Origin of the sequence: Kitasatospora brasiliensis, from assembly GCF_032654805.1 — a bacterium.
GTDB classification, from domain to species: Bacteria; Actinomycetota; Actinomycetes; order Streptomycetales; family Streptomycetaceae; genus Kitasatospora; species Kitasatospora brasiliensis.
Map to the genome: position 1 here is coordinate 155,984 of NZ_JAUOOW010000002.1, position 17,799 is coordinate 173,782.

General features: G+C 70.4%; 17 protein-coding genes, 1 rRNA gene and 1 pseudogene. 4 read left to right on the forward strand and 15 right to left on the reverse strand.

The window, feature by feature from the left end:
- Positions 1-4: 4 nt before the first annotated feature.
- From cydB to sigJ, 8 genes are all read right to left on the reverse strand, one after another.
- On the reverse strand, positions 5-1,030 hold the full coding sequence (gene cydB / locus QWJ13_RS08590) for a cytochrome d ubiquinol oxidase subunit II (RefSeq protein WP_316522060.1): 1,026 nt from the start codon (positions 1,028-1,030) through the stop codon (positions 5-7).
- 33 nt (positions 1,031-1,063) lie between these two features.
- Positions 1,064-2,608, reverse strand: coding sequence for a cytochrome ubiquinol oxidase subunit I (locus tag QWJ13_RS08595; protein ID WP_316522062.1), 1,545 nt, complete (start codon positions 2,606-2,608; stop codon positions 1,064-1,066).
- A 427-nt stretch (positions 2,609-3,035) separates the two neighbouring features.
- Positions 3,036-4,394 (reverse strand): oxygenase MpaB family protein, encoded by a 1,359-nt coding sequence (locus QWJ13_RS08600; RefSeq protein ID WP_316522065.1) that lies wholly within the window; start codon positions 4,392-4,394, stop codon positions 3,036-3,038.
- A 356-nt stretch (positions 4,395-4,750) separates the two neighbouring features.
- Positions 4,751-5,362: a Uma2 family endonuclease gene (locus tag QWJ13_RS08605; protein ID WP_316522067.1), complete on the reverse strand. Its 612-nt coding sequence runs from the start codon at positions 5,360-5,362 to the stop codon at positions 4,751-4,753.
- Positions 5,363-5,498: 136 nt separating this feature from the next.
- Complete coding sequence (locus tag QWJ13_RS08610; protein WP_316522069.1) at positions 5,499-6,110, reverse strand: Uma2 family endonuclease; 612 nt, start codon at positions 6,108-6,110, stop codon at positions 5,499-5,501.
- 136 nt (positions 6,111-6,246) lie between these two features.
- Complete coding sequence (locus QWJ13_RS08615) at positions 6,247-7,746, reverse strand: sensor histidine kinase (RefSeq protein WP_316522071.1); 1,500 nt, start codon at positions 7,744-7,746, stop codon at positions 6,247-6,249.
- A gap of 14 nt (positions 7,747-7,760) precedes the next feature.
- A complete protein-coding gene (locus QWJ13_RS08620) occupies positions 7,761-8,549 on the reverse strand; it encodes a response regulator transcription factor (protein ID WP_316522073.1) in 789 nt (262 codons plus the stop codon).
- Between the two features lie 205 nt (positions 8,550-8,754).
- On the reverse strand, positions 8,755-9,708 hold the full coding sequence (gene sigJ / locus QWJ13_RS08625; protein WP_316522074.1) for an RNA polymerase sigma factor SigJ: 954 nt from the start codon (positions 9,706-9,708) through the stop codon (positions 8,755-8,757).
- Positions 9,709-9,882: 174 nt separating this feature from the next.
- On the opposite strand from sigJ, the gene QWJ13_RS08630 reads away from it, so the two are divergent.
- The 3 genes from QWJ13_RS08630 to QWJ13_RS08640 all read left to right on the forward strand — a co-directional run bounded on the left by QWJ13_RS08630 (position 9,883) and on the right by QWJ13_RS08640 (position 11,548).
- Positions 9,883-10,407, forward strand: a complete 525-nt coding sequence (locus QWJ13_RS08630) for a nuclear transport factor 2 family protein (protein WP_316522075.1) — start codon at positions 9,883-9,885, stop codon at positions 10,405-10,407.
- Positions 10,408-10,460: 53 nt separating this feature from the next.
- Positions 10,461-10,577: ribosomal RNA gene (gene rrf, locus QWJ13_RS08635) — 5S ribosomal RNA — on the forward strand.
- A gap of 257 nt (positions 10,578-10,834) precedes the next feature.
- Positions 10,835-11,548, forward strand: coding sequence for an IclR family transcriptional regulator (locus tag QWJ13_RS08640; RefSeq protein ID WP_030246527.1), 714 nt, complete (start codon positions 10,835-10,837; stop codon positions 11,546-11,548).
- 138 nt (positions 11,549-11,686) lie between these two features.
- On the opposite strand, the gene aspS is transcribed toward QWJ13_RS08640, so the two are convergent.
- Together aspS and QWJ13_RS08650 are read right to left on the reverse strand one after the other, a co-directional pair.
- Positions 11,687-12,994, reverse strand: coding sequence for an aspartate--tRNA(Asn) ligase (gene aspS, locus QWJ13_RS08645; RefSeq protein WP_316522082.1), 1,308 nt, complete (start codon positions 12,992-12,994; stop codon positions 11,687-11,689).
- Positions 12,995-13,244: 250 nt separating this feature from the next.
- Positions 13,245-13,451, reverse strand: coding sequence for an EF-hand domain-containing protein (locus QWJ13_RS08650; protein WP_316522083.1), 207 nt, complete (start codon positions 13,449-13,451; stop codon positions 13,245-13,247).
- Positions 13,452-13,585: 134 nt separating this feature from the next.
- Between QWJ13_RS08650 and QWJ13_RS08655 the strand changes: the two genes are divergently transcribed.
- Entirely contained in the window at positions 13,586-14,224 is a 639-nt protein-coding gene (locus tag QWJ13_RS08655) for a nucleotidyltransferase domain-containing protein (protein WP_316522084.1), read from the forward strand.
- On the opposite strand, the gene QWJ13_RS08660 is transcribed toward QWJ13_RS08655, so the two are convergent.
- The 5 genes and pseudogenes from QWJ13_RS08660 to QWJ13_RS08680 all read right to left on the reverse strand — a co-directional run bounded on the left by QWJ13_RS08660 (position 14,225) and on the right by QWJ13_RS08680 (position 17,792).
- Complete coding sequence (locus QWJ13_RS08660) at positions 14,225-14,593, reverse strand: hypothetical protein (RefSeq protein ID WP_316522086.1); 369 nt, start codon at positions 14,591-14,593, stop codon at positions 14,225-14,227.
- 98 nt (positions 14,594-14,691) lie between these two features.
- Positions 14,692-14,799: pseudogene (locus QWJ13_RS08665) on the reverse strand (GNAT family N-acetyltransferase); the annotation flags it as partial.
- 378 nt (positions 14,800-15,177) lie between these two features.
- The gene (locus QWJ13_RS08670; protein WP_316522088.1) at positions 15,178-15,762 is read right to left on the reverse strand and encodes a DUF5666 domain-containing protein; all 585 of its coding nucleotides are present in this window, start codon (positions 15,760-15,762) and stop codon (positions 15,178-15,180) included.
- Positions 15,763-15,774: 12 nt separating this feature from the next.
- Positions 15,775-16,986, reverse strand: a complete 1,212-nt coding sequence (locus tag QWJ13_RS08675; RefSeq protein WP_316522090.1) for an ABC transporter permease — start codon at positions 16,984-16,986, stop codon at positions 15,775-15,777.
- Complete coding sequence (locus QWJ13_RS08680) at positions 16,983-17,792, reverse strand: ABC transporter ATP-binding protein (RefSeq protein ID WP_316522092.1); 810 nt, start codon at positions 17,790-17,792, stop codon at positions 16,983-16,985. The genes QWJ13_RS08675 and QWJ13_RS08680 overlap by 4 nt, the downstream gene beginning before the upstream one ends.
- Between the last annotated feature and the right edge of the window lie 7 nt (positions 17,793-17,799).

Here is a 17,799-nt window from a genome sequence, read left to right on the forward strand (position 1 = left end):
GGCGTCAGGCCTGGTCGAGCTGGGCGGCCGGGTCGTGCCCGGGGATGTGCTGGACGCCGATCCGCTTGCGGAACACCCAGTACGTCCAGCCCTGGTAGAGCAGCACCAGCGGGGTGAAGATCGCCGCGACGATCGTCATCACCTTCAGGGTGTACGGCGAGGACGAGGCGTTGCTGACGGTCAGGCTCCACTCCGGGTTCAGCGTGGAGGGCATGACGTTCGGGAAGAGCGCCAGGAAGAGCATCGCGACCGCGGCCACGATGGTCACCCCGGAGAGCGAGAACGCCCAGCCCTCGCGGCGGAGCCGGTTGGCCGCCAGGGCGGCGACCAGGGCGGCCACCGCGACGATCATCGCGGCCAGGCTGCGGCCGTTGCCGTGGGAGACCTGGGTCCAGATCAGGAAGGCCAGCGCCAGCCCGGCGGTCGCCAGCCCGGACACCAGCGCGGCCGTGCGGGCCCGCTCCCGGATCTCGCCGACCGTCTTGAGCACGGCGAACACCGAGCCGTGGAAGGTGAACAGGGCGAGCGTCACCAGGCCGCCGAGCAGCGCGTACGGGTTCAGCAGGTCCCAGAGGGTGCCGGCGTAGTTCTTCTGCGCGTCGATGTCCACGCCGCGCACGATGTTGGCGAAGGCCACGCCCCACAGGAAGGCCGGCAGCAGGGAGGTCCAGAAGAGGGCCTCCTCCCAGTTCCGCTGCCAGCGCTCACCGTCGTGCTTGTGCCGGTACTCGAAGGCCACGCCGCGGATGATCAGGCAGACCAGGATGATCAGCAGCGGGATGTAGAAGCCGCTGAAGAGCGTCGCGTACCAGTCCGGGAAGGCCGCGAAGGTCGCGCCGCCGGCGGTCAGCAGCCAGACCTCGTTGCCGTCCCAGACCGGGCCGATGGTGTTGATCAGCACCCGCCGCTCGGTGGTGTTGCGGGCCAGCGGCTTGAGCAGCACGCCGATCCCGAAGTCGAAGCCCTCCAGGAAGAAGTAGCCGATCCACAGGACCGCGATCAGCACGAACCAGACGTCGTGGAGTTGCATGTCAGATCCTCAGTTCCGCAGTGTCCCGGCGCCTCAGTACGCGAAGGCGAGCGGCTTGTCGGCGTCCTCGTCGGAGGACGGGCCGCGCAGCGACGGGTCCTTGGTGGGCGGCTGTTCGGTCACCACCGGGCCGGCCTTGGCGTACTTGACCAGCAGCTTGACCTCGATGACCGCGAGGATCGCGTACAGCGCGGTGAAGGTGCACAGGGCGCCGATCTGGGTGCCGATGCCGACGGTGGGCGAGACGGAGTCGGCCGTGGTCATCAGGCCGAAGACGGACCAGGGCTGACGGCCCATCTCGGTGAAGATCCAGCCGAAGCTGTTGGCGATCAGCGGGAAGCCCATGGTCAGGATGCCGATCCGCCAGCTCCACTTGGTGAGCAGCGGGCCCAGCTCGCGCTTGGGGGTGAGCATCAGCCGGGGCACCTCGGTCTCGCCGGTGCGGAACTCGGGGTGCAGGAAGAGCTTCTTTCGGGTGGTCCAGAGGCCGATCAGGCCGGCCAGGAAGGAGGTCATCCCGAAGCCGATCATGAGGCGGAAGCCCCAGTAGGTGACGAAAATGCTCGGGATGTAGTCCTTGGGGTTGCCGCCGTGCTGGGCGGCCTCGGCGGCGGCGATGTCGTTGATGCCGGGGACGGACGAGCTGAAGTCGTTGTGGGCGAGGAAGGACAGTATCCCGGGGATCTCCAGGGCGACCGAGTTGTGGCCCTTGGTGACGTCACCGACGGCGAAGACCGAGAACGGCGCCGGCGCCTGGGTCTCCCACAGCGCCTCGGCGGCGGCCATCTTCATCGGCTGCTGCTCGAACATGACCTTGCCCAGGGTGTCGCCGCTGAGCGCGGTGCCCAGGCCGAAGACCACGGCGAGCACCAGGCCGAGCCGCAGCGAGGTGCGCATCGCGGCGGTCTTCTTCGGGTCGGCGGTCTCGGGCTTGCGCTTGGCCTTCCAGAGGTGGAAGGAGGCGATGCCGATGACGAAGGCGGCGCCGGTGAGGAAGGCGGCGGTCAGGGTGTGGAAGACGACGACCAGGGTGGTGTTCTGGAACAGCACCCGGACCACGTCGGTCAGTTGCGCCTTGCCGGTGACCGGGTCGATCGCGTAGCCGACCGGGTGCTGCATCCAGGAGTTGGCGGCCAGGATGAAGTAGCCGGAGAGCACGGTGCCCAGCGCGACCATCCACATGCAGCCGGCGTGGATCTTCCGCGGCAGCTTGTCCCAGCCGAAGATCCACAGGCCGATGAAGGTCGACTCGAAGAAGAAGGCGATCAGCGCCTCCATCGCGAGCGGGGCGCCGAAGACGTCACCGACGAAGCGGGAGTAGTCGGACCAGTTCATGCCGAACTGGAACTCCTGGACGATGCCGGTGACGACGCCCATCGCGATGTTGATGAGGAAGAGCTTTCCCCAGAACTTCGTCGCGTGGAAGTACTTCTCCTTGTTCGTCCGCACCCAGGCGGTCTCCAGCCCGGCCACGATCGCGGCCAGGCTGATCGTGAGCGGAACGAAGAGGAAGTGGTAGACGGTGGTGATGCCGAATTGCCATCGCGCGATGGTCTCGTGAGCGATTGCCAGTTCCACTTCGCCCTCTCTCCCAACCTGCCCGAGTGATGACGGGCGTCTTCCGGACAAACTTCATCTATAGCCGTAGACCGTTGCCGAACCGCGCAAGCTTGTCCGCTTGTGAACGTGAACACGTTCACAAGAGGCAGTATCCATCATCCTTACGAAGGAATCGCAGGCGGGGTGGGGTCTGTGGCGGCGAGACGGTGGCTGCGGCTGCGCCCAGTCTGCGGATCCCCAAGGCGCCGGGACAACGAGCGACCGGGCGGAGCGGGGGCGGATCTTGGCCGAACCGGCGCTTGACAGGCCGACGCCCCGCTCGCACCAGCGGGCGGGGCGTGATACCGGGCTCTGATTCCGGCCTGATGGCGACGCGCGGCCGAAGAGCGCTGATTCCGACCTGTTGGCTACGCGCGGTCGAAGGGCGCTGATTCCGGCCTGATGGCTACGCGCGGCCGAGAAGCTCGGCGCCCGGGGTGGAGTCGGCGCGGGCGGTGAAGAACTCGGTGAAGCCGCGGAGGAACTCCTCCCGGGTGATCCGCCCGTCCCCGTCGGTGTCCAGTTGGCGGAAACCGTGCGACAGCTCGGCCGGATGCACCCGCGGCCCGCCGAACACCGCGCGGTACTCGTCGAACTCCAGGAAGCCGCTGCCATCCGAGTCCGCCGCGGTGAACACCGCCCGCAGCGCGGGCAGCAGCCCCCGCTCCAGATAGGCCTCGTCCCGATCACAACCGGCCAGGGTGGCCGCCACGAACTCCTCCCGGCTCACCCTGCCGTCCCCGTCGGCGTCCATCACCGCGCGCAGCTGCTCCCACCAGCTGTCGAAGGCCTCGTACACCCTGGCCTCACCGGCCTCGTCCAGCTCCAGCTGCCAGCACACGTCATGGGCCATCGCCCGCAGGTCGTGCACGGTGATGGAGCCGTCGCCGGTCTGGTCCAGCACCTCGCGGAAGAACCGGTCCAGCCGGGGACCGCGCTCGTCCCGGCCCTGGTGGCGGCGCTTCGGCCGCGACGGCTCCGGCGAGCGGTAGCGCAGCCGGTCCGGCAGCAGCGGGACGACGACGCCCACGCCGCGGTGCAGCACCGCGGACAGCAGCACGGCCCGCCGGGTACGGACCAGCCCGAACCGCTCCCGCACCACCGGCGGCAGATCCGCCACGGTCAGCTCGCGGATCACCCGGGCGACCAGCAGCCGCACCGCCCGCCACCCGGCGTCCCCGAGGAACCAGAGCCGGCGCGGCCGGGGCGCCTCACGCAACAGATCGCCCAGCAGATAGCTGGCCGCCTCGGTGAACTCCAGCCGCTCCCGGGCGTACCGGGCGAAGTAGGCTGGCAACTCACCGGCCGTGGCCGGGATTTCACCCTCCGGGAGGCCGAAGGCGGCGACCGCCTCGCGGAACTCCGCGTAGGCGAGCCCCAACTCCCGGGCGTCGTACGGATCTCCGCCCAGCCGGCGCATCGTGACCACGCACTCGAAGAGCGTCAGCAGCACCCACGCCCTGGTCCCCGCGTCCCGCGCGTCGTACGGCCGCCCGTCCGGCCCCGTTCCCCGGATCCGTTTGTGCGCCCGTTCCAGCCGGGCCACCTCCCGGCGCAAGGTCTCCGCGTCCTGGTAGAACAACCGCCGCCCGCTGCCCAGCGTGTGCTCCACCCGCCGCCACGGATGCGCCCGGTACGTCGAGTGCTCCGACATCCCCGCCGACACCGTCGGATCCGCCGCCTGCAACACCAGCAGCCGCCAGGCCACCAGGGCGATCCGCCACTCCGACAGATCCCGCTTGAACGACCTCTGACCAACGTCCACGACGATCTCCCGGTGGCTGGGGTGAGCACCTGGGCGACCATCGCACACGGGCACGGGGCCGACCTGGCGAACGGCGGGCGGTTCACCCGATCGGGGAGCCCGGGGCCGGGAACGCCGCAACCGCAGGCGGGCCGGGGCGGCCTGTCCTGCGGTTCCGTGGCAAGAGCCTTGGCCGCGATTGCTTCTGACGGCCGGGCAGAAGCGACCTCAGGCTTACGCATTCTTGACGCTCCATGCCGGAATCCGGCAATGATCGGGCGCCCGACCTTCCTGGTCAGCCAGCGAATTGACGTGTCGACAAAGCCCCGGAAAAGCCCACCTCAAACCCCCGGATTCCCGAAACCCGGACGAACCGGTCAGCCGCGTCGCTCGCCGGTGATGTCGGGCCCGATCACGAAGCCCTCGGCGGGGCCCTCGGGGATCACGGCCTCCTTGCCGTACGGGACCCGGGTGGAGGAGGCGTACTCGCGGCGCTCGGGGTCGGGCTCGGAGAGGACGGTGACGGCTCCGCCGTCGTCGTAGTCGTCGATGATCACGTACACCGGGATCCCGGCGGCGGCGTAGGCACGACGCTTGAGGACGTGGTCACGCCGACGGTTCTCAGCGCCGGAAGATACCGTCTCGACCACGAGACGGACACCGGAAGCGACCAGGCCCTTGCCCTCCGGGTGGTCGATCTCCTCGATCTCCCGCTGAGCGACGAACACGTCGGGGATGAGCACCTTGAGCCCGTCGATGACGTTGCAGTCGTTCCCCGGCCGCCAGTCGCTGCCGCGCAGTTGCACGAACAGGCCCTCAAGGACCCGGTTGTTGACATCGAAATGGCGGCTGCTGCCGGTGGGTGACAACGTGATCGTCCCCTCGATGATCTCCGCTCGGAAGCCCTCGGGCACATCCATGGACTTCCACGCCTGCCACAGCAACTGGTCCAGGTTCACGATGGTCCCCTCGGCAACGAGCGCGCTCATTGAGACACCCCACTTCCCGTCCAGTGTGATCAGCCCGCGCGAGTCCGCACAAGCAAGGGCCGCACGGTCGCACACGACCGAGGAGCCGGTCGGGTGAACGGGGGCAGTTCACTCGATCAGGGGGTTTGGAGAGCGGTCAGCCGCGTCGCTCGCCGGTGATGTCGGGCCCGATCACGAAGCCCTCGGCGGGGCCCTCGGGGATCACGGCCTCCTTGCCGTACGGGACCCGGGTAGAGGAGGCGTACTCGCGGCGCTCCGGGTCAGGCTCGGAGAGGACGGTGACGGCTCCGCCGTCGTCGTAGTCGTCGATGATCACGTACACCGGGATCCCGGCGGCGGCGTAGGCACGACGCTTGAGGACGTGGTCACGCGTGCGGGCTTTGGCGCCCGGCGACACGGTCTCGACGACCAGGGGGATTCCGGAGGCGAGCAGCCCCGAGCCGTCGGGGTGCTCGATCTCCTCGTCGTCCTCGGGGGCCACGTACGCATCCGGGATGTACACCTTGAATCCGTGGATGACGTTGCAGTCGTTTCCCGGCGACCAGCCGGATCCTTGAAGGTGGCCGAACAGCGCCCCGAGCAACCGCCTGTTGATCCGCGCGTGGCGGCTGTTACCGGTGGGTGACACCGCGAAGTCCCCCTCGATGATCTCCACATGGACACCCTCCGGGACGTCCATGGACTTCCAGATCTCCCACAGCGCCTGGTCCAGGTCCACGCCGGTCTCCTCAGCAGCAAGTGCGCTCATCGGAACACCCCTTTCCCGTCCAGTGTGATCAGCCCGCGCGAGTCCGCACAAGCAAGGGCCGCACAGTCGCACACGACCGAGGGGCCGGGCGGATGAACGGGGGGCAGTTCACTCGATCAGGGGGTTTGGAGAGCGGTCAGCGCTGGCGGGGGAGTTCCATGCGGAAGGTGGCGCCCTGGCCGGGGGCGGTGTGGAGGGTGAGGATGCCGCCGTGGGCGCGAGTGAGGGCGGTGGCGATGGCGAGGCCGAGGCCGGCGCCGCCGCCGTTGTCGCGGCTGCGGGAGGCGTCGACGCGGAAGAAGCGGTCGAAGACCCGTTGGGCCTGTTCCTCGGTGAGGCCGGGGCCGGAGTCGGCGACCTCCAGCAGGCAGATGCCGCCGGGGCCGGCGCCCACCCCGATCCGGACCGGGGTGCCGGGCGGGGTGTGCTTGACCGCGTTGCCGACCAGGTTGGTGACCACCTGGCGCAGCCGCGCCTCGTCGCCGATGACGGGCGCCGCGCCGGGTGCGCCGCTGCCGGTCGGGCCGGTGAGCGAGACCGGGCGGCTCGGGTCCAGGGCGGTGAGGTCGTGCAGCGCGTCGGCGGCGAGGGTGCGCAGGTCCATCGGGGCGAGGTCGAGCGGGCGTTCCTCGTCCAGCCGGGCGAGTACCAGCAGGTCCTCGACCAGGGCGCCCATCCGGTCGGCCTCGCTCTCGATCCGGGTCATGGTCCGCTTGACGTCGGCCTCGGTGGGCAGCGCGCCCATCCGGTACAGCTCGGCGAAGCCGCGGATGCCGGCCAGTGGGGTGCGCAGTTCGTGCGAGGCGTCGGCGACGAAGCGCCGCATCCTGGCCTCGGACTCGGCGCGGGCCGCGAAGGCCGCCTCGATCTGGGTGAGCATCCCGTTGAGCGCGATCGACAGCCGGCCGACCTCGGTGCCCGGGGAGAGTTCCGGCATCCGGTGCGACAGTTCGCCGGCCGCGATCCGCTCGGCGCCCTGCTCGATCCGGCGCAGCGGCCGCAGCCCGGCCCGGACGGCGAAGAAGCCGAGCGCGGCGATCAGGACCAGGACGCCGCCGCCGATGGCCAGGAAGGAGGTGCTCAGCCTGCCGGTGGTGGCGTCGATGTCCTCGCGGGAGACGGCGACCATGACGTACGTCGGGGTGATCGTCGGGGAGGCGTACGCGCTGGGGTTGGGGGCCTGTCCGCGGGGCGGCTGGAGCGGCAGCACCAGCACCCGCCAACTGTGGTGGCCGCGCTGGTCGGGCAGGTCGAAGGGGGCGTCGGGGGCGGTCCTGGTCGGGTCCAGTCCGGCCAGCTGGGGCGCCGGGTCGCTGTCCGAGACGGGCTGGCGCAGCGCCGCCTGGACCTTGCCGTCCGAGGAGAGGAACTGCACCAGGTACTGGCTGGGCAGGCTGACCCGCCGCCCGGCGACCGCGGGCCGGCCGGCGACCTGCGCGGTCAGCTGGCTCGGGGGTTTGCGGGAGAGCGGCAGCCCGTACCGCTGGAGCTGTTCGTCCAGTTGCTGCACCAGCTGGCTGCGGACGGTGGCCAGCACGAAGGTGTCGCTGACCGCGAGCCCGGTGGCGACCAGCGCGAGCACGAGCACCAGCAGTCGGGCGCGCAGCGAGAGCCGGGAGGAGAACCGGTCGAACACGGGCAGCGGTCCGGTCAGCCCTGCGGGGGGCGGCGCAGGACGTAGCCGATGCCGCGCACGGTGTGGATCAGCTTGGGGCCGTGCGCCGGGCCGGAGTCGAGCTTGCGGCGCAGGTAGGAGATGTACGACTCGACGATGGAGAGGTCGCCGCCGAAGTCGTAGGCCCAGACGTGGTCGAGGATCTGCGACTTGGAGACCACCCGGCCGACGTTGGCCATCAGGTAGTGCAGCAGCTTGAACTCGGTCGGGGAGAGCGAGACCGGGGTGCCGCCGCGGGTGACCTCGTGGGCGATCGGGTCGAGGCTGAGGTCGGCGACGACCAGCCGGCCGTCCTCGGCGGGCCCGCCGGCCCGGCGCAGGATGGCGCGGATCCGGGCGATCAGCTCTTCGAGGCTGAACGGCTTGGTGACGTAGTCGTCCGCGCCGGCGGCGAGGCCCTGCACCTTGTCGCCGACGCCGTCCTTGGCGGTGAGGAAGAGCACCGGCAGGTGGTCGCCGGGGTGCCCGTGCGCCGGTCCGGCTATCTGGCCGCGGCTGGTGCGCTCGCGCAGCTTCTCGATGACGGTGAAGCCGTCGAGGTCGGGGAGCATCACGTCGAGCACGACCAGGTCGGGGCGTTCGGCGGCGACCAGTTCGAGGGCCTCGGTGCCGCTGGCGGCGGAGGCGACGCGGAAGCCGGAGAAACGCAGCGAGGCGGAGAGCAGCTCGCGGATGTTGGGCTCGTCGTCCACGACGAGCAGGAACGCTTCGCCCTGGCCCCCGGCCACCGTGGAGCCGCCTGGTGTGGTGACAGTGCCTTGCACGGGGCTTACGCCTCCCGGTCGGACGATGACGTTCAGCATGAGGCTAGCCCCCGGAGGCTAAGCGGCATGGATGAATGTTGGATTAACACCTTATCGGTCGGTTTTAGGACGGGGGGCGCGCAGGGGTGGGCTCGATGGTGTGCGCACGGGCGTGAACACGCCGCATGGGGAGCGCAATCGGCGTGACGCGCCTCACCTTTACGCCTCACGCCGGGTCTCGCGGGTCCGAGGAATCCTCCGTCCAGAGCCGGAGCTTCTCCGGGTTGCGCACCGCCCAGATGTGGGTGATCAGACCCCCGGCGACCCGGAACGCGAACACCGTGGTGGTCACGTCGTCCTGCCGGGCGACCAGGCCGGGCAGGCCGTTGACGGTGCACTCCAGCATCGTGACGCCGGGCGCGAACCGCTCGGAGTCCAGGTACGCGGCGGCGATCAGCTCGCGCCCGGTCAGCGGGTGCAGCAGCGCGGCGGCCAGGCCGCCGCCGTCGGCGATCACCGTGGCGTCCGGGTCCAGGACGTTCATCAGCGACGTGAGGTCCTTCGCCTCCCAGGCCCGCCGGAACTCCCGGACGACACCGGCCTGCTCGCCGGTCGGCGCCACCGGGGCCCGGGCGGCCCGGATCCGGCGGCGGGCGGAGGTGGCCAGCTGGCGGCAGGCTGCCGGGCTGCGGCCGACGATCGCGGCCACCTCGGCGAAGGGGTAGCGGAAGACGTCGTGGAGGACGAAGGCGACGCGTTCGGCCGGGGTCATGGCCTCCAGGACGACCAGGAAGGCCATGCTCACCGACTCGTCCAGGGTGATCCGGTCCGCCGGGTCGGCGGCCGGGTCCGTCGCGGCGTCCGTCCACTCCCGGCTCGCGGGCAGCGGCTCGGGGATCCACTCGCCGACGTACCGCTCCCGCCGGGCCCGGGCCGAGCCGAGCAGGTTGAGGCAGATCCGGCTGGCGACCGTGGTCAGCCAGCCGCCGGGCGAGACGATCGCCTCGCGCTCCCGCCGGGGCAGCCCGTACCAGCGGGCGTAGGTCTCCTGCACCACGTCCTCGGCGTCGGCCAGCGTGCCGAGCATCCGGTACGCCAGGTTGATCAGCCGGCGGCGCTCGCCCATGATCGCGGCCGGCCCCGGCTCGGTGGTCGTGGTGGTGTCCTCTGTTCCCCGCATCGCTGCTTCCCGCATCGCGTCCCGCCCCTTCGGCTCGCCGGTTCTCCTCTCCCCCACTGACAGCGCGGCGCCCCCGAATGTGACGTCCTCCGGCTCCGCCTCACATTCGGGCGGCTGCCCGGTCGTACCCATCGCACCGGTCTCATCGCACCGGTCAGACGGAATGGAGACCCGATGAACGACTTCCGGGCGATCGCCGACCGCGTCGAGATCGCCACCCTGCAAGCCGAGTTCACCGACGCCGTGATGATGCGCGACCGCGCCCGCCTCGCCGCCCTGTTCACCCCGGACGGCGTGCTGCGGATGCCCGACGTCCCGGTCGAGCTGACCGGCCCGGAGCAGATCCGCTCCGGCGGCGAGAAGCTCCAGGAGCAGTGGGACTTCTTCGTCCAGAACACCCACCCGGGCGTGATCCGGATCGACGGCGACACCGCGACCGGCCGCGCCCACATGTACGAGCTCGCCCGGCTCAAGAACGGCTTCCAGGGCTTCAACCACGCGATCTACCACGACCGCTACCGGCGCACGGCGGACGGCTGGCGGTTCGCCGAGCGGGTCTACGAGATCCGCTACCTGGACACCACCCCCCTGACCGGCTCGGCGCCGCACCGGGGGCCCGCCGTCCAGCGCGCGGACCACCGGCGGCCGGCGCCCGGCGATCGGCCGCCGCCGGAATCCCTCCCGTTTTCCTCCTGGTAGGATGTGGAACGAGGCGAAGGCAATGCTTTCGAGCAGTTGCCCGGCCCGATCATTTCGGTGGTCATAGCGTGAGGGAAACGCCCGGTTACATTCCGAACCCGGAAGCTAAGCCTTACAGCGCCGATGGTACTGCGGGGGGGACCCCGTGGGAGAGTAGGACGCCGCCGAATTCTTCTTACGGCCCCTGCCGTGTCCGACAGTGACACGGCAGGGGCTTTTTTCATTTCTCCGCCGCTTCTCCGGCCGATTCTCCCGCCACTTCTCCGCCATTTCGGCTTCCGCCGATTCCCCTTCCTCCGGCACGTCCAGCAGCTGAGACGGCCGAGTCCCGGAAGAGACGGTTTGCGGATGGTTTGCGAGCATCTGAGAAGATGGCGAACATCGAAACAGACTTGCGTCTCGCTACCTGAGACTGCAATATCAGGCTATGGACAACACTAGCGGCGTCGGCGTTCTCGACAAGGCCGCTCTGGTGCTCAGCGCACTGGAGTCGGGCCCCGCCACGCTGGCGGGGCTGGTCGCCGCCACCGGTCTGGCGCGGCCCACCGCCCACAGACTCGCCGTCGCACTCGAACACCACCGCCTGGTCACCCGCGACATGCAGGGCCGCTTCATCCTCGGCCCGCGCCTGTCCGAACTCTCCGCCGCAGCCGGCGAGGACCGACTGCTCGCCACCGCGGGCCCCGTCCTCACCCATCTGCGGGACGTCACCGGCGAGAGCGCCCAGCTCTACCGCCGCCAGGGCGAGATGCGCATCTGCGTCGCCGCCGCCGAACGACTCTCCGGCCTGCGCGACACCGTCCCCGTCGGCAGCACCCTGCCCATGAAGGCCGGCTCCGCCGCCCAGGTCCTGCTGGCCTGGGAAGAGCCCGAGCGCCTCCACCGGGGCCTCCAGGGCGCCCGCTTCACCGCCACCGCGCTCAGCGGCGTCCGCCGCCGCGGCTGGGCCCAGTCCATCGGGGAGCGCGAGCCGGGCGTCGCGTCCGTCTCCGCCCCGGTGCGCGGGCCCTCCAACCGCGTGGTGGCCGCCGTCTCCGTGTCCGGCCCCATCGAACGGCTCACCCGCCACCCGGGCCGCCTGCACGCCCAGGCCATCATCGAAGCCGCCAACCGGCTCACCGAGGCCCTGCGCCGCAGCTGACGGAACGCGCCCGAAAAGGGCCGCGCCCGAGGAATCGATCTCCTCGGGCGCGGCCCTTTCGGCTTTCCTGCTGCTCTACCTGGTCTTCCCGTTCTCCCCGTTCTCCCCGTTCTCCCCGTTCTCCCCGTTCTCCCCGTTCTACGGTTCGAGACGGTGCGGACCCCGGAAGAGGAAAGTCGCCTCGCGGATCGACGGAAGGCCGAGCGCGAGCATCAGCAGCCGGCCGAGCCCGAGACCGAGACCGCCGTGCGGCGGGGTGCCGTAGCGGAAGCAGTCGAGGTACCCGGAGAGCGGCCCGGTGTCCATGCCCTTCTCCCGGGCCTGGGCGACCAGCCGGTCGTACCGGTGCTCGCGCTGGGCGCCGGTGGTGATCTCCACGCCCTTCCACAGCAGGTCGAAGGACTCGGTGACGGTCGGGTCGTCCTCCGGCCGCAGGTGGTAGAACGGCCGGACGGCGGCCGGGAAGCGGGTGACGAAGACGAACTCGTGCCCGGTCTCCTCGGCGATCAGCGCACTGAGCGCCCGCTCGCCCTCCGGGTCCAGGTCCTCCTTGACGCCCTCCGGGTCCCAGCCGGTGGCCCGCAGCCTGGCCAGCGCGTCGGTCATCGTGATCCGCGGGAACGGCCGCTGCGGCACGACGACTTGAGTGCCGAAGTGCTCGGCGATCGCCGTCCCGTGCCGCGCGTCCACGGCGGCCAGGACGCGGTGCAGCATCCGCTCCTCGAAGGCCATCACGTCCTCGACGCCGTCGATCCAGGCGATCTCGACGTCCACCCCGGTGAACTCGGTGGCGTGCCGGGAGGTGAAGGACGGCTCGGCCCGGAACACCGGCCCGATCTCGAAGACCCGGTCGATGCCGCCGGCGATGGCCATCTGCTTGTAGAACTGCGGGGATTGGGCCAGATAGGCGGTCCGGCCGAAGTAGCCGACCTCGAACACCTCGGCGCCCGACTCGGAGGCCGTCCCCATCAGCTTCGGCGTGTGCAGCTCGGTGAAGTCCTCCTCCGCCGCCACCTCGCGCATCGCCCGCTCGACGGTCGTCTGAACGTCGAAGACCAGGTGCTGGGCAGGGCGCCGGATGTCGAGGAAGCGCCAGTCCAGGCGCTGGTCGATGCCGGTCTTCTCGTCGATCGGCAGCCTGGGCTCGGCCGGCGAGACCACCTCCACCCGGGACGGGATGATCTCCAACTCCCCCAGCTTCACTTGGGGGTTGGCAACCACCCGGCCGGTGATCTTCACGGCGGACTCCACCGTCATGCCCTCGAAGGCCGCCTCGATGGCGTCGCCCTCCCCACCGCGTACATGGGTGACCTGCACGAGACCGGTGTGGTCGCGGACGAGGACGAACTGGATGCGCCGCTGGAGGCGAAGAGTGTTCACCCACCCGTAGACGGTGACCGTCTCTTCGAGGTGGGCATGGAGTTCTGAGACGAGGGTCCGCGTCATGGCGGCGACTCCCTGGGTTGCGGACGCGTTGGTCGCGCCACATCGACGGGCGGTAAACGGCCGCCCTGGGCAGGGATCACCGTAGTGGATCAAGCGCCCCGCAGTCCCCTGGTTTTCCGCCCGCTCGCCTCGCCGAGAGCCGAACCCGCCCGAAACGCGCGCACCGGCGGCTCCTTGCGGGGTGCAAGGAGCCGCCGGAACGAACTGCCGGGGGGGGGGGGGGAGCGGGCCGCCCCGGCGATAAAGCTGATTACCGGACGAACTCGGCGTATTCCTTGAAGCTGATCTCGCCGTCGCTGTTGTCGTCCGCCCACTTGAAGAGCGAGGCGGCGTTGGCGTCGCTCACCTTGGAGTTGCCGCCCTGGAGGTGGGTCTTGAGCTCCTCGGCGCTGATGACGCCGTCGCCGTCGGTGTCGATCTTGTCGAATTCGGCCTTCTTCTCGGCTTCGCTGCTCATGGGATTCCTTTCACGGGAAGGGTTTTCGCCTTCGGCAGCATAGGGCACGCGTCCGCGAATTCTGCCGAGTCCCATTTCCACATATTTAATTACTGCGGCTTCCGCCCTCCCCTTTGTGCGCGTACGTTGACGGGGTGACCGATTCCCTGCCGCCCGGCGGCCTTGTGTTCAGTGCGGACCAGCTGGAGGCCCGATGGGCGGATGCGTGGCGGCCCGAACAGGTCGCGGAACGGCTGGCCGGGGTGGAGGTGGCGTGGTGCGTGGCGGCGGGCTGGGCGCTCGACCTGTTCCGGGGGCGGCAGTCACGGCCGCACGGCGACCTGGAGATCGCGGTGCCGGCGGCCGGATTCCCGGAAATCCGGGGCCGCTTCCCCGAGTTGGTGTTCGACGCGGTGGGCTCCGGGCGGGTCTGGCCGGCGGCCGGCGCCGAAGCCCTGGCGGCGACCCACCAAACCTGGCTGCGGGATCCGACGAACGACCGGTTCCTGCTCGACGTCTTCCGCGAACCACATGACGGCGGGACCTGGATCTGCCGCCGGGACGAGCGCCTGCGCTTGCCGTACGCGCAGACCATCGAGCGAACGGATGACGGAATCCCCTACCTGGCACCGGAGTTGGTGCTGCTGTTCAAGGCGAAAGCGACGCGCCCCAAGGACCAGGCGGACTTCGACACCGTGCTGCCGCTGCTGAGCCCGGCGAGACGGGACGCCCTCGCCGGGTGGCTGGAGCTCGCCCACCCCGGACACCCGTGGCTGGCCGAACTGGCCGGGTAGCTACTGCTTGGAGGCCAGGGCACCCGTACGGGTGAGGACGGCGATGGCGACCAGGGCGAGGGCGGAGAGACCCTGGAGGACGGCGTACCAGGCCGGACAGAGGCCCGGGACGAGATCGACGCCGATGATCGCGATCGGCATGACGGTGGAGAGCGTCCGGAGGCGGTCGAAGGCCTGGTGGGAACCGTCGGCCGCGCGGGTGGCGAGGCGGTGGAGAAACGGCGCGACGGCGAGGAGGACCGCGCCTCGGATCCCCATGAACGGGGTCGCCTCGTGGCCGGTCACCGCCATCACGGCGACGGTGCCGAGAACGACGGCGCTGACGGCGCCGAACAGTACGACGCATTTCTTTACCGCGGTGAAGTCCATGGCCCTTGTCCCTCCGTGTCGTTGTGGAACCGACGCTACGGAGCGCGGAGCGAACGCCCTATGAGTCTGGCCCCACAGATCGGTGGGGCCAGACCTACTCACCTCTGTTCCCACGCCGCCTTGAGGAGCTCGTACTCGACCTCGCCGTGCTCGGAGCCCGGGATCGCGTCCGGCCAGTCCCCGAAGTAGCCACGGAGGAAGGACAGTCACATCGCGAATCAGAAATTCAAGAACAAGGTTCTCCAGGCGGATGAGCCGATCGTGAAATTCGCGCTGTTCGAGCCGTACAGCGGGCTGGACAGCCAGCGATGGACCCTCGTCGCCCCCTAGCTTGCGCGGGGGATGGGCGGAACGGCGTACGACCCAGGGCCCGGGTCGTACGCCGCAGGTCGTCAGGCGTTGGCGGTGGCCAGGTGGTCGAAGTCGCCGGCCTTCGCGGCCTGGAGGAAGGTGGCGAAGTCGGCGGGGCGGTACGGACGATGACGTCGCCCCGGGACGCGGTCTGGCACCAGTGAGCCGCGCACACGCGAAGGCCCTCGCCCACCGAAGGGGCGAGGGCCTCGCGGTCGTCCGACGGCGCCGGGTCAGCCGCCGGACGGGTTCCTGGGGGAGCCACCACTGAAGCCCCCGAATCCACCAGCGGCGGCCGCTCCTTCGACCAACTGACTCGCGGTGTAGCCACCGTTGGCGTCGGGGGTGCCGACGACGGTCACGCTCTGGCCGGGCTGGAGGTCGGCGACCTTGCCCTCCTTGTTGAGCTGGACCTTCGTCGCGTCGCCGGTGGTGACCTTGATGGTGTTGCCGTTCGAGTCGGTCAGGTAGACGGTGTCGCCGTCGACGGCCTTGACCGTGCCCCGCGCGAAGCCGCCCTGGCTGCTCTGACCCTGGCCTCGGCTACGACCGGATCCGTTCTGCGGGTAACCGGAAGCAGCAGCCGGACGAACGGACTTCCCACCCGACGTCCCCTGGTTCTGCTGGAACCACACGCCTCCCGCGAACGCCCCCGTGGCGATCACGCCGCCCGCCAGCACCAGGCTGAGCCAGGGCAGCTTCCGCCGTGGCGGCGCGGCCAGTTCGGCGCTCACGTCCCGCGCGTCCGGCGGGGTGGACAGCAGGGCGACCTGCTCGGCCGGGGTCCCGGCCGCGACCGTGGCGATCTCTTTGCTCATGGGTATCGGGTCCTACTCGTGCCGGAGGGCGTCGATCGGCCGCAGCGAGGCGGCCCGGTTGGCGGGGTAGCTGCCGAAGAACAGCCCGATGGCGACGGCGATGGCGAACGCGCCCAGCACCGATTCGGGGATCACCACCGGCTTGATGCCGACGATGCTGACGTGCGAGCCGGCGATCCCGGCGGCCACGCCCAACCCGGCGCCGATCACCGACAGCAGGGTCGACTCGGTGAGGAACTGCCCCAGGATCACCGCGCGCGGAGCGCCGAGCGCCTTGCGGATGCCGATCTCCCGGGTCCGCTCGGTGACCGTGACCAGCATGATGTTGGTGATCCCGATCCCGCCGACCAGCAGCGAGATCGCCGCCACCGCGCCGAGCAGCACGGTGAAGGTCTTCGTCGTGCTCTCCCTCGCCGTGAGCAGTGAGGACTGGCTGGTGATCCGGAAGTCCGCCTTCGCCGGGTCGGCGATCGCGTGCGTCCCGAGCAGGACGCGGGTGATCTCGGACTGGGCCGCCGTGGTGCTGTCCGCCGAGGAGGCCTGGACCAGGATCTGGTTGACCGAGCCGAAGCCGGTGAAGGCGTTCTGGACGGTCGGCAGCGGGGCGATCACCACGTCGTCCGGGTCGGTGAAGCCGCTGCCGCCCTTGGCCTGGAGCACGCCGACCACGGTGAACGGCGTGCCGCCGAGCACCACCGTCCTGCCGACCGGGTCCTCGACGTCGAACAGCTGCTTGGCCGTTGTGGCGCCGAGCACCGCGACCTTGCGCGAGGCGAGCACGTCGTCGTCGGTGAAGTACTCGCCGTGCGCGACCTTCTGGTTGGCGGTCTCGAAGTACGACGGGTACGTGCCGACGATCGAGCCGGGGCTGTACGCGATGTTCCCGTACAGCGCCGTGCCGCCGGTGGTGACCACCGGGGCGACGGACTTGATCGCGGCCGTGTCGGCGTCGGTCGCCAGCGCCTTGGCGTCCGCCACCGTGAGCTTCTTCACCGAGGAGGTGGCCCGGGAGCCGCCGCTGGCCGAACCGGAGCTCACCGTCAGCGAGTTGGTGCCGAGCGAGGTGATCGACTCCTTGACCGCGACCGATGAGCCGTTGCCGACCGCGAGCAGCAGGATCACCGAGGCCACGCCGATCAGCACCCCGAGCATGGTGAGCGCCGAGCGCACCTTGTTGGCGGCCAGGCCGCCGACCGCGAAGCGGAGCGTCTGCCAGAGGATCACGCGAGCACCTCCGCGACGTCCGGGCCGAGGCAGGGCGGCGGCCCCTCCACCGGGGCCTGCCGGAGGTCGCTCACGATCTGCCCGTCCACCAGCCGCAGCACCCGCTTGGCGTGCCGGGCGACCTCGTCCTCGTGGGTGATCAGCACGACCGTACGGCCGGTGGCGTTGAGCCCGTCGATCAGGGCCAGCACCTCCTCCGTCGAGTGGCTGTCGAGGTTGCCGGTCGGCTCGTCGGCGAGCAGCATCGCGGGCGCCGTCACCAGGGCCCGGGCCACCGCGACGCGCTGCTGCTGGCCGCCGGAGAGCTCGTTGGGCTTGTGGCCGGCCCGCTCGGCCAGCCCGACCAGGGAGAGCGCGGCCGTCGCCCGGCGGCGCCGTTCGGCGGTCCGGACGCCCGCGTAGGCGAGCGGCAGTTCGACCTGGGCGAGGGCGGTGGTGCGGGGCACCAGGTTGAAGGACTGGAAGACGAAGCCGATCTTGCGGTTGCGCACCAGGGCGAGCTGCTGCTCGTCCAGGTGGCCGACGTCGGTGCCGTCCAGCAGGTAGCGGCCGGAGGTCGGGACGTCCAGGCAGCCGAGGATGTTCATCAGGGTGGACTTGCCGGAGCCCGAACTGCCCATCACGGCGACGTAGTCGCCCTGTTCGATGTCCAGGTCGACGCCCTGCGGCTCGCCGCTCCGCGGGTCGGACGGGCCGCGCAGCGCGTGCACGGTGGCGTCGCCGTGCCCGTAGGACTTGGTGAGCCGGCGGATCCGGATCACCGGGACGGGCCGCGCGGGGACACGGTTGTCGATGACGTGACGCATGACCGGT

Coding starts and splice junctions, on each gene's coding strand:
- QWJ13_RS08610 (WP_316522069.1), bottom strand. CDS start 6,110: ATGAGCGCACTTGCTGCTGAGGAGACCGGCGTGGACCTGGACCAGGCG.
- sigJ (WP_316522074.1), bottom strand. CDS start 9,708: ATGCGGGGAACAGAGGACACCACCACGACCACCGAGCCGGGGCCGGCC.
- QWJ13_RS08630 (WP_316522075.1), top strand. CDS start 9,883: ATGAACGACTTCCGGGCGATCGCCGACCGCGTCGAGATCGCCACCCTG.
- QWJ13_RS08670 (WP_316522088.1), bottom strand. CDS start 15,762: ATGAGCAAAGAGATCGCCACGGTCGCGGCCGGGACCCCGGCCGAGCAG.
- aspS (WP_316522082.1), bottom strand. CDS start 12,994: ATGACGCGGACCCTCGTCTCAGAACTCCATGCCCACCTCGAAGAGACG.
- QWJ13_RS08605 (WP_316522067.1), bottom strand. CDS start 5,362: ATGAGCGCGCTCGTTGCCGAGGGGACCATCGTGAACCTGGACCAGTTG.
- cydB (WP_316522060.1), bottom strand. CDS start 1,030: ATGCAACTCCACGACGTCTGGTTCGTGCTGATCGCGGTCCTGTGGATC.
- QWJ13_RS08660 (WP_316522086.1), bottom strand. CDS start 14,593: ATGGACTTCACCGCGGTAAAGAAATGCGTCGTACTGTTCGGCGCCGTC.
- QWJ13_RS08650 (WP_316522083.1), bottom strand. CDS start 13,451: ATGAGCAGCGAAGCCGAGAAGAAGGCCGAATTCGACAAGATCGACACC.
- QWJ13_RS08640 (WP_030246527.1), top strand. CDS start 10,835: ATGGACAACACTAGCGGCGTCGGCGTTCTCGACAAGGCCGCTCTGGTG.
- QWJ13_RS08680 (WP_316522092.1), bottom strand. CDS start 17,792: ATGCGTCACGTCATCGACAACCGTGTCCCCGCGCGGCCCGTCCCGGTG.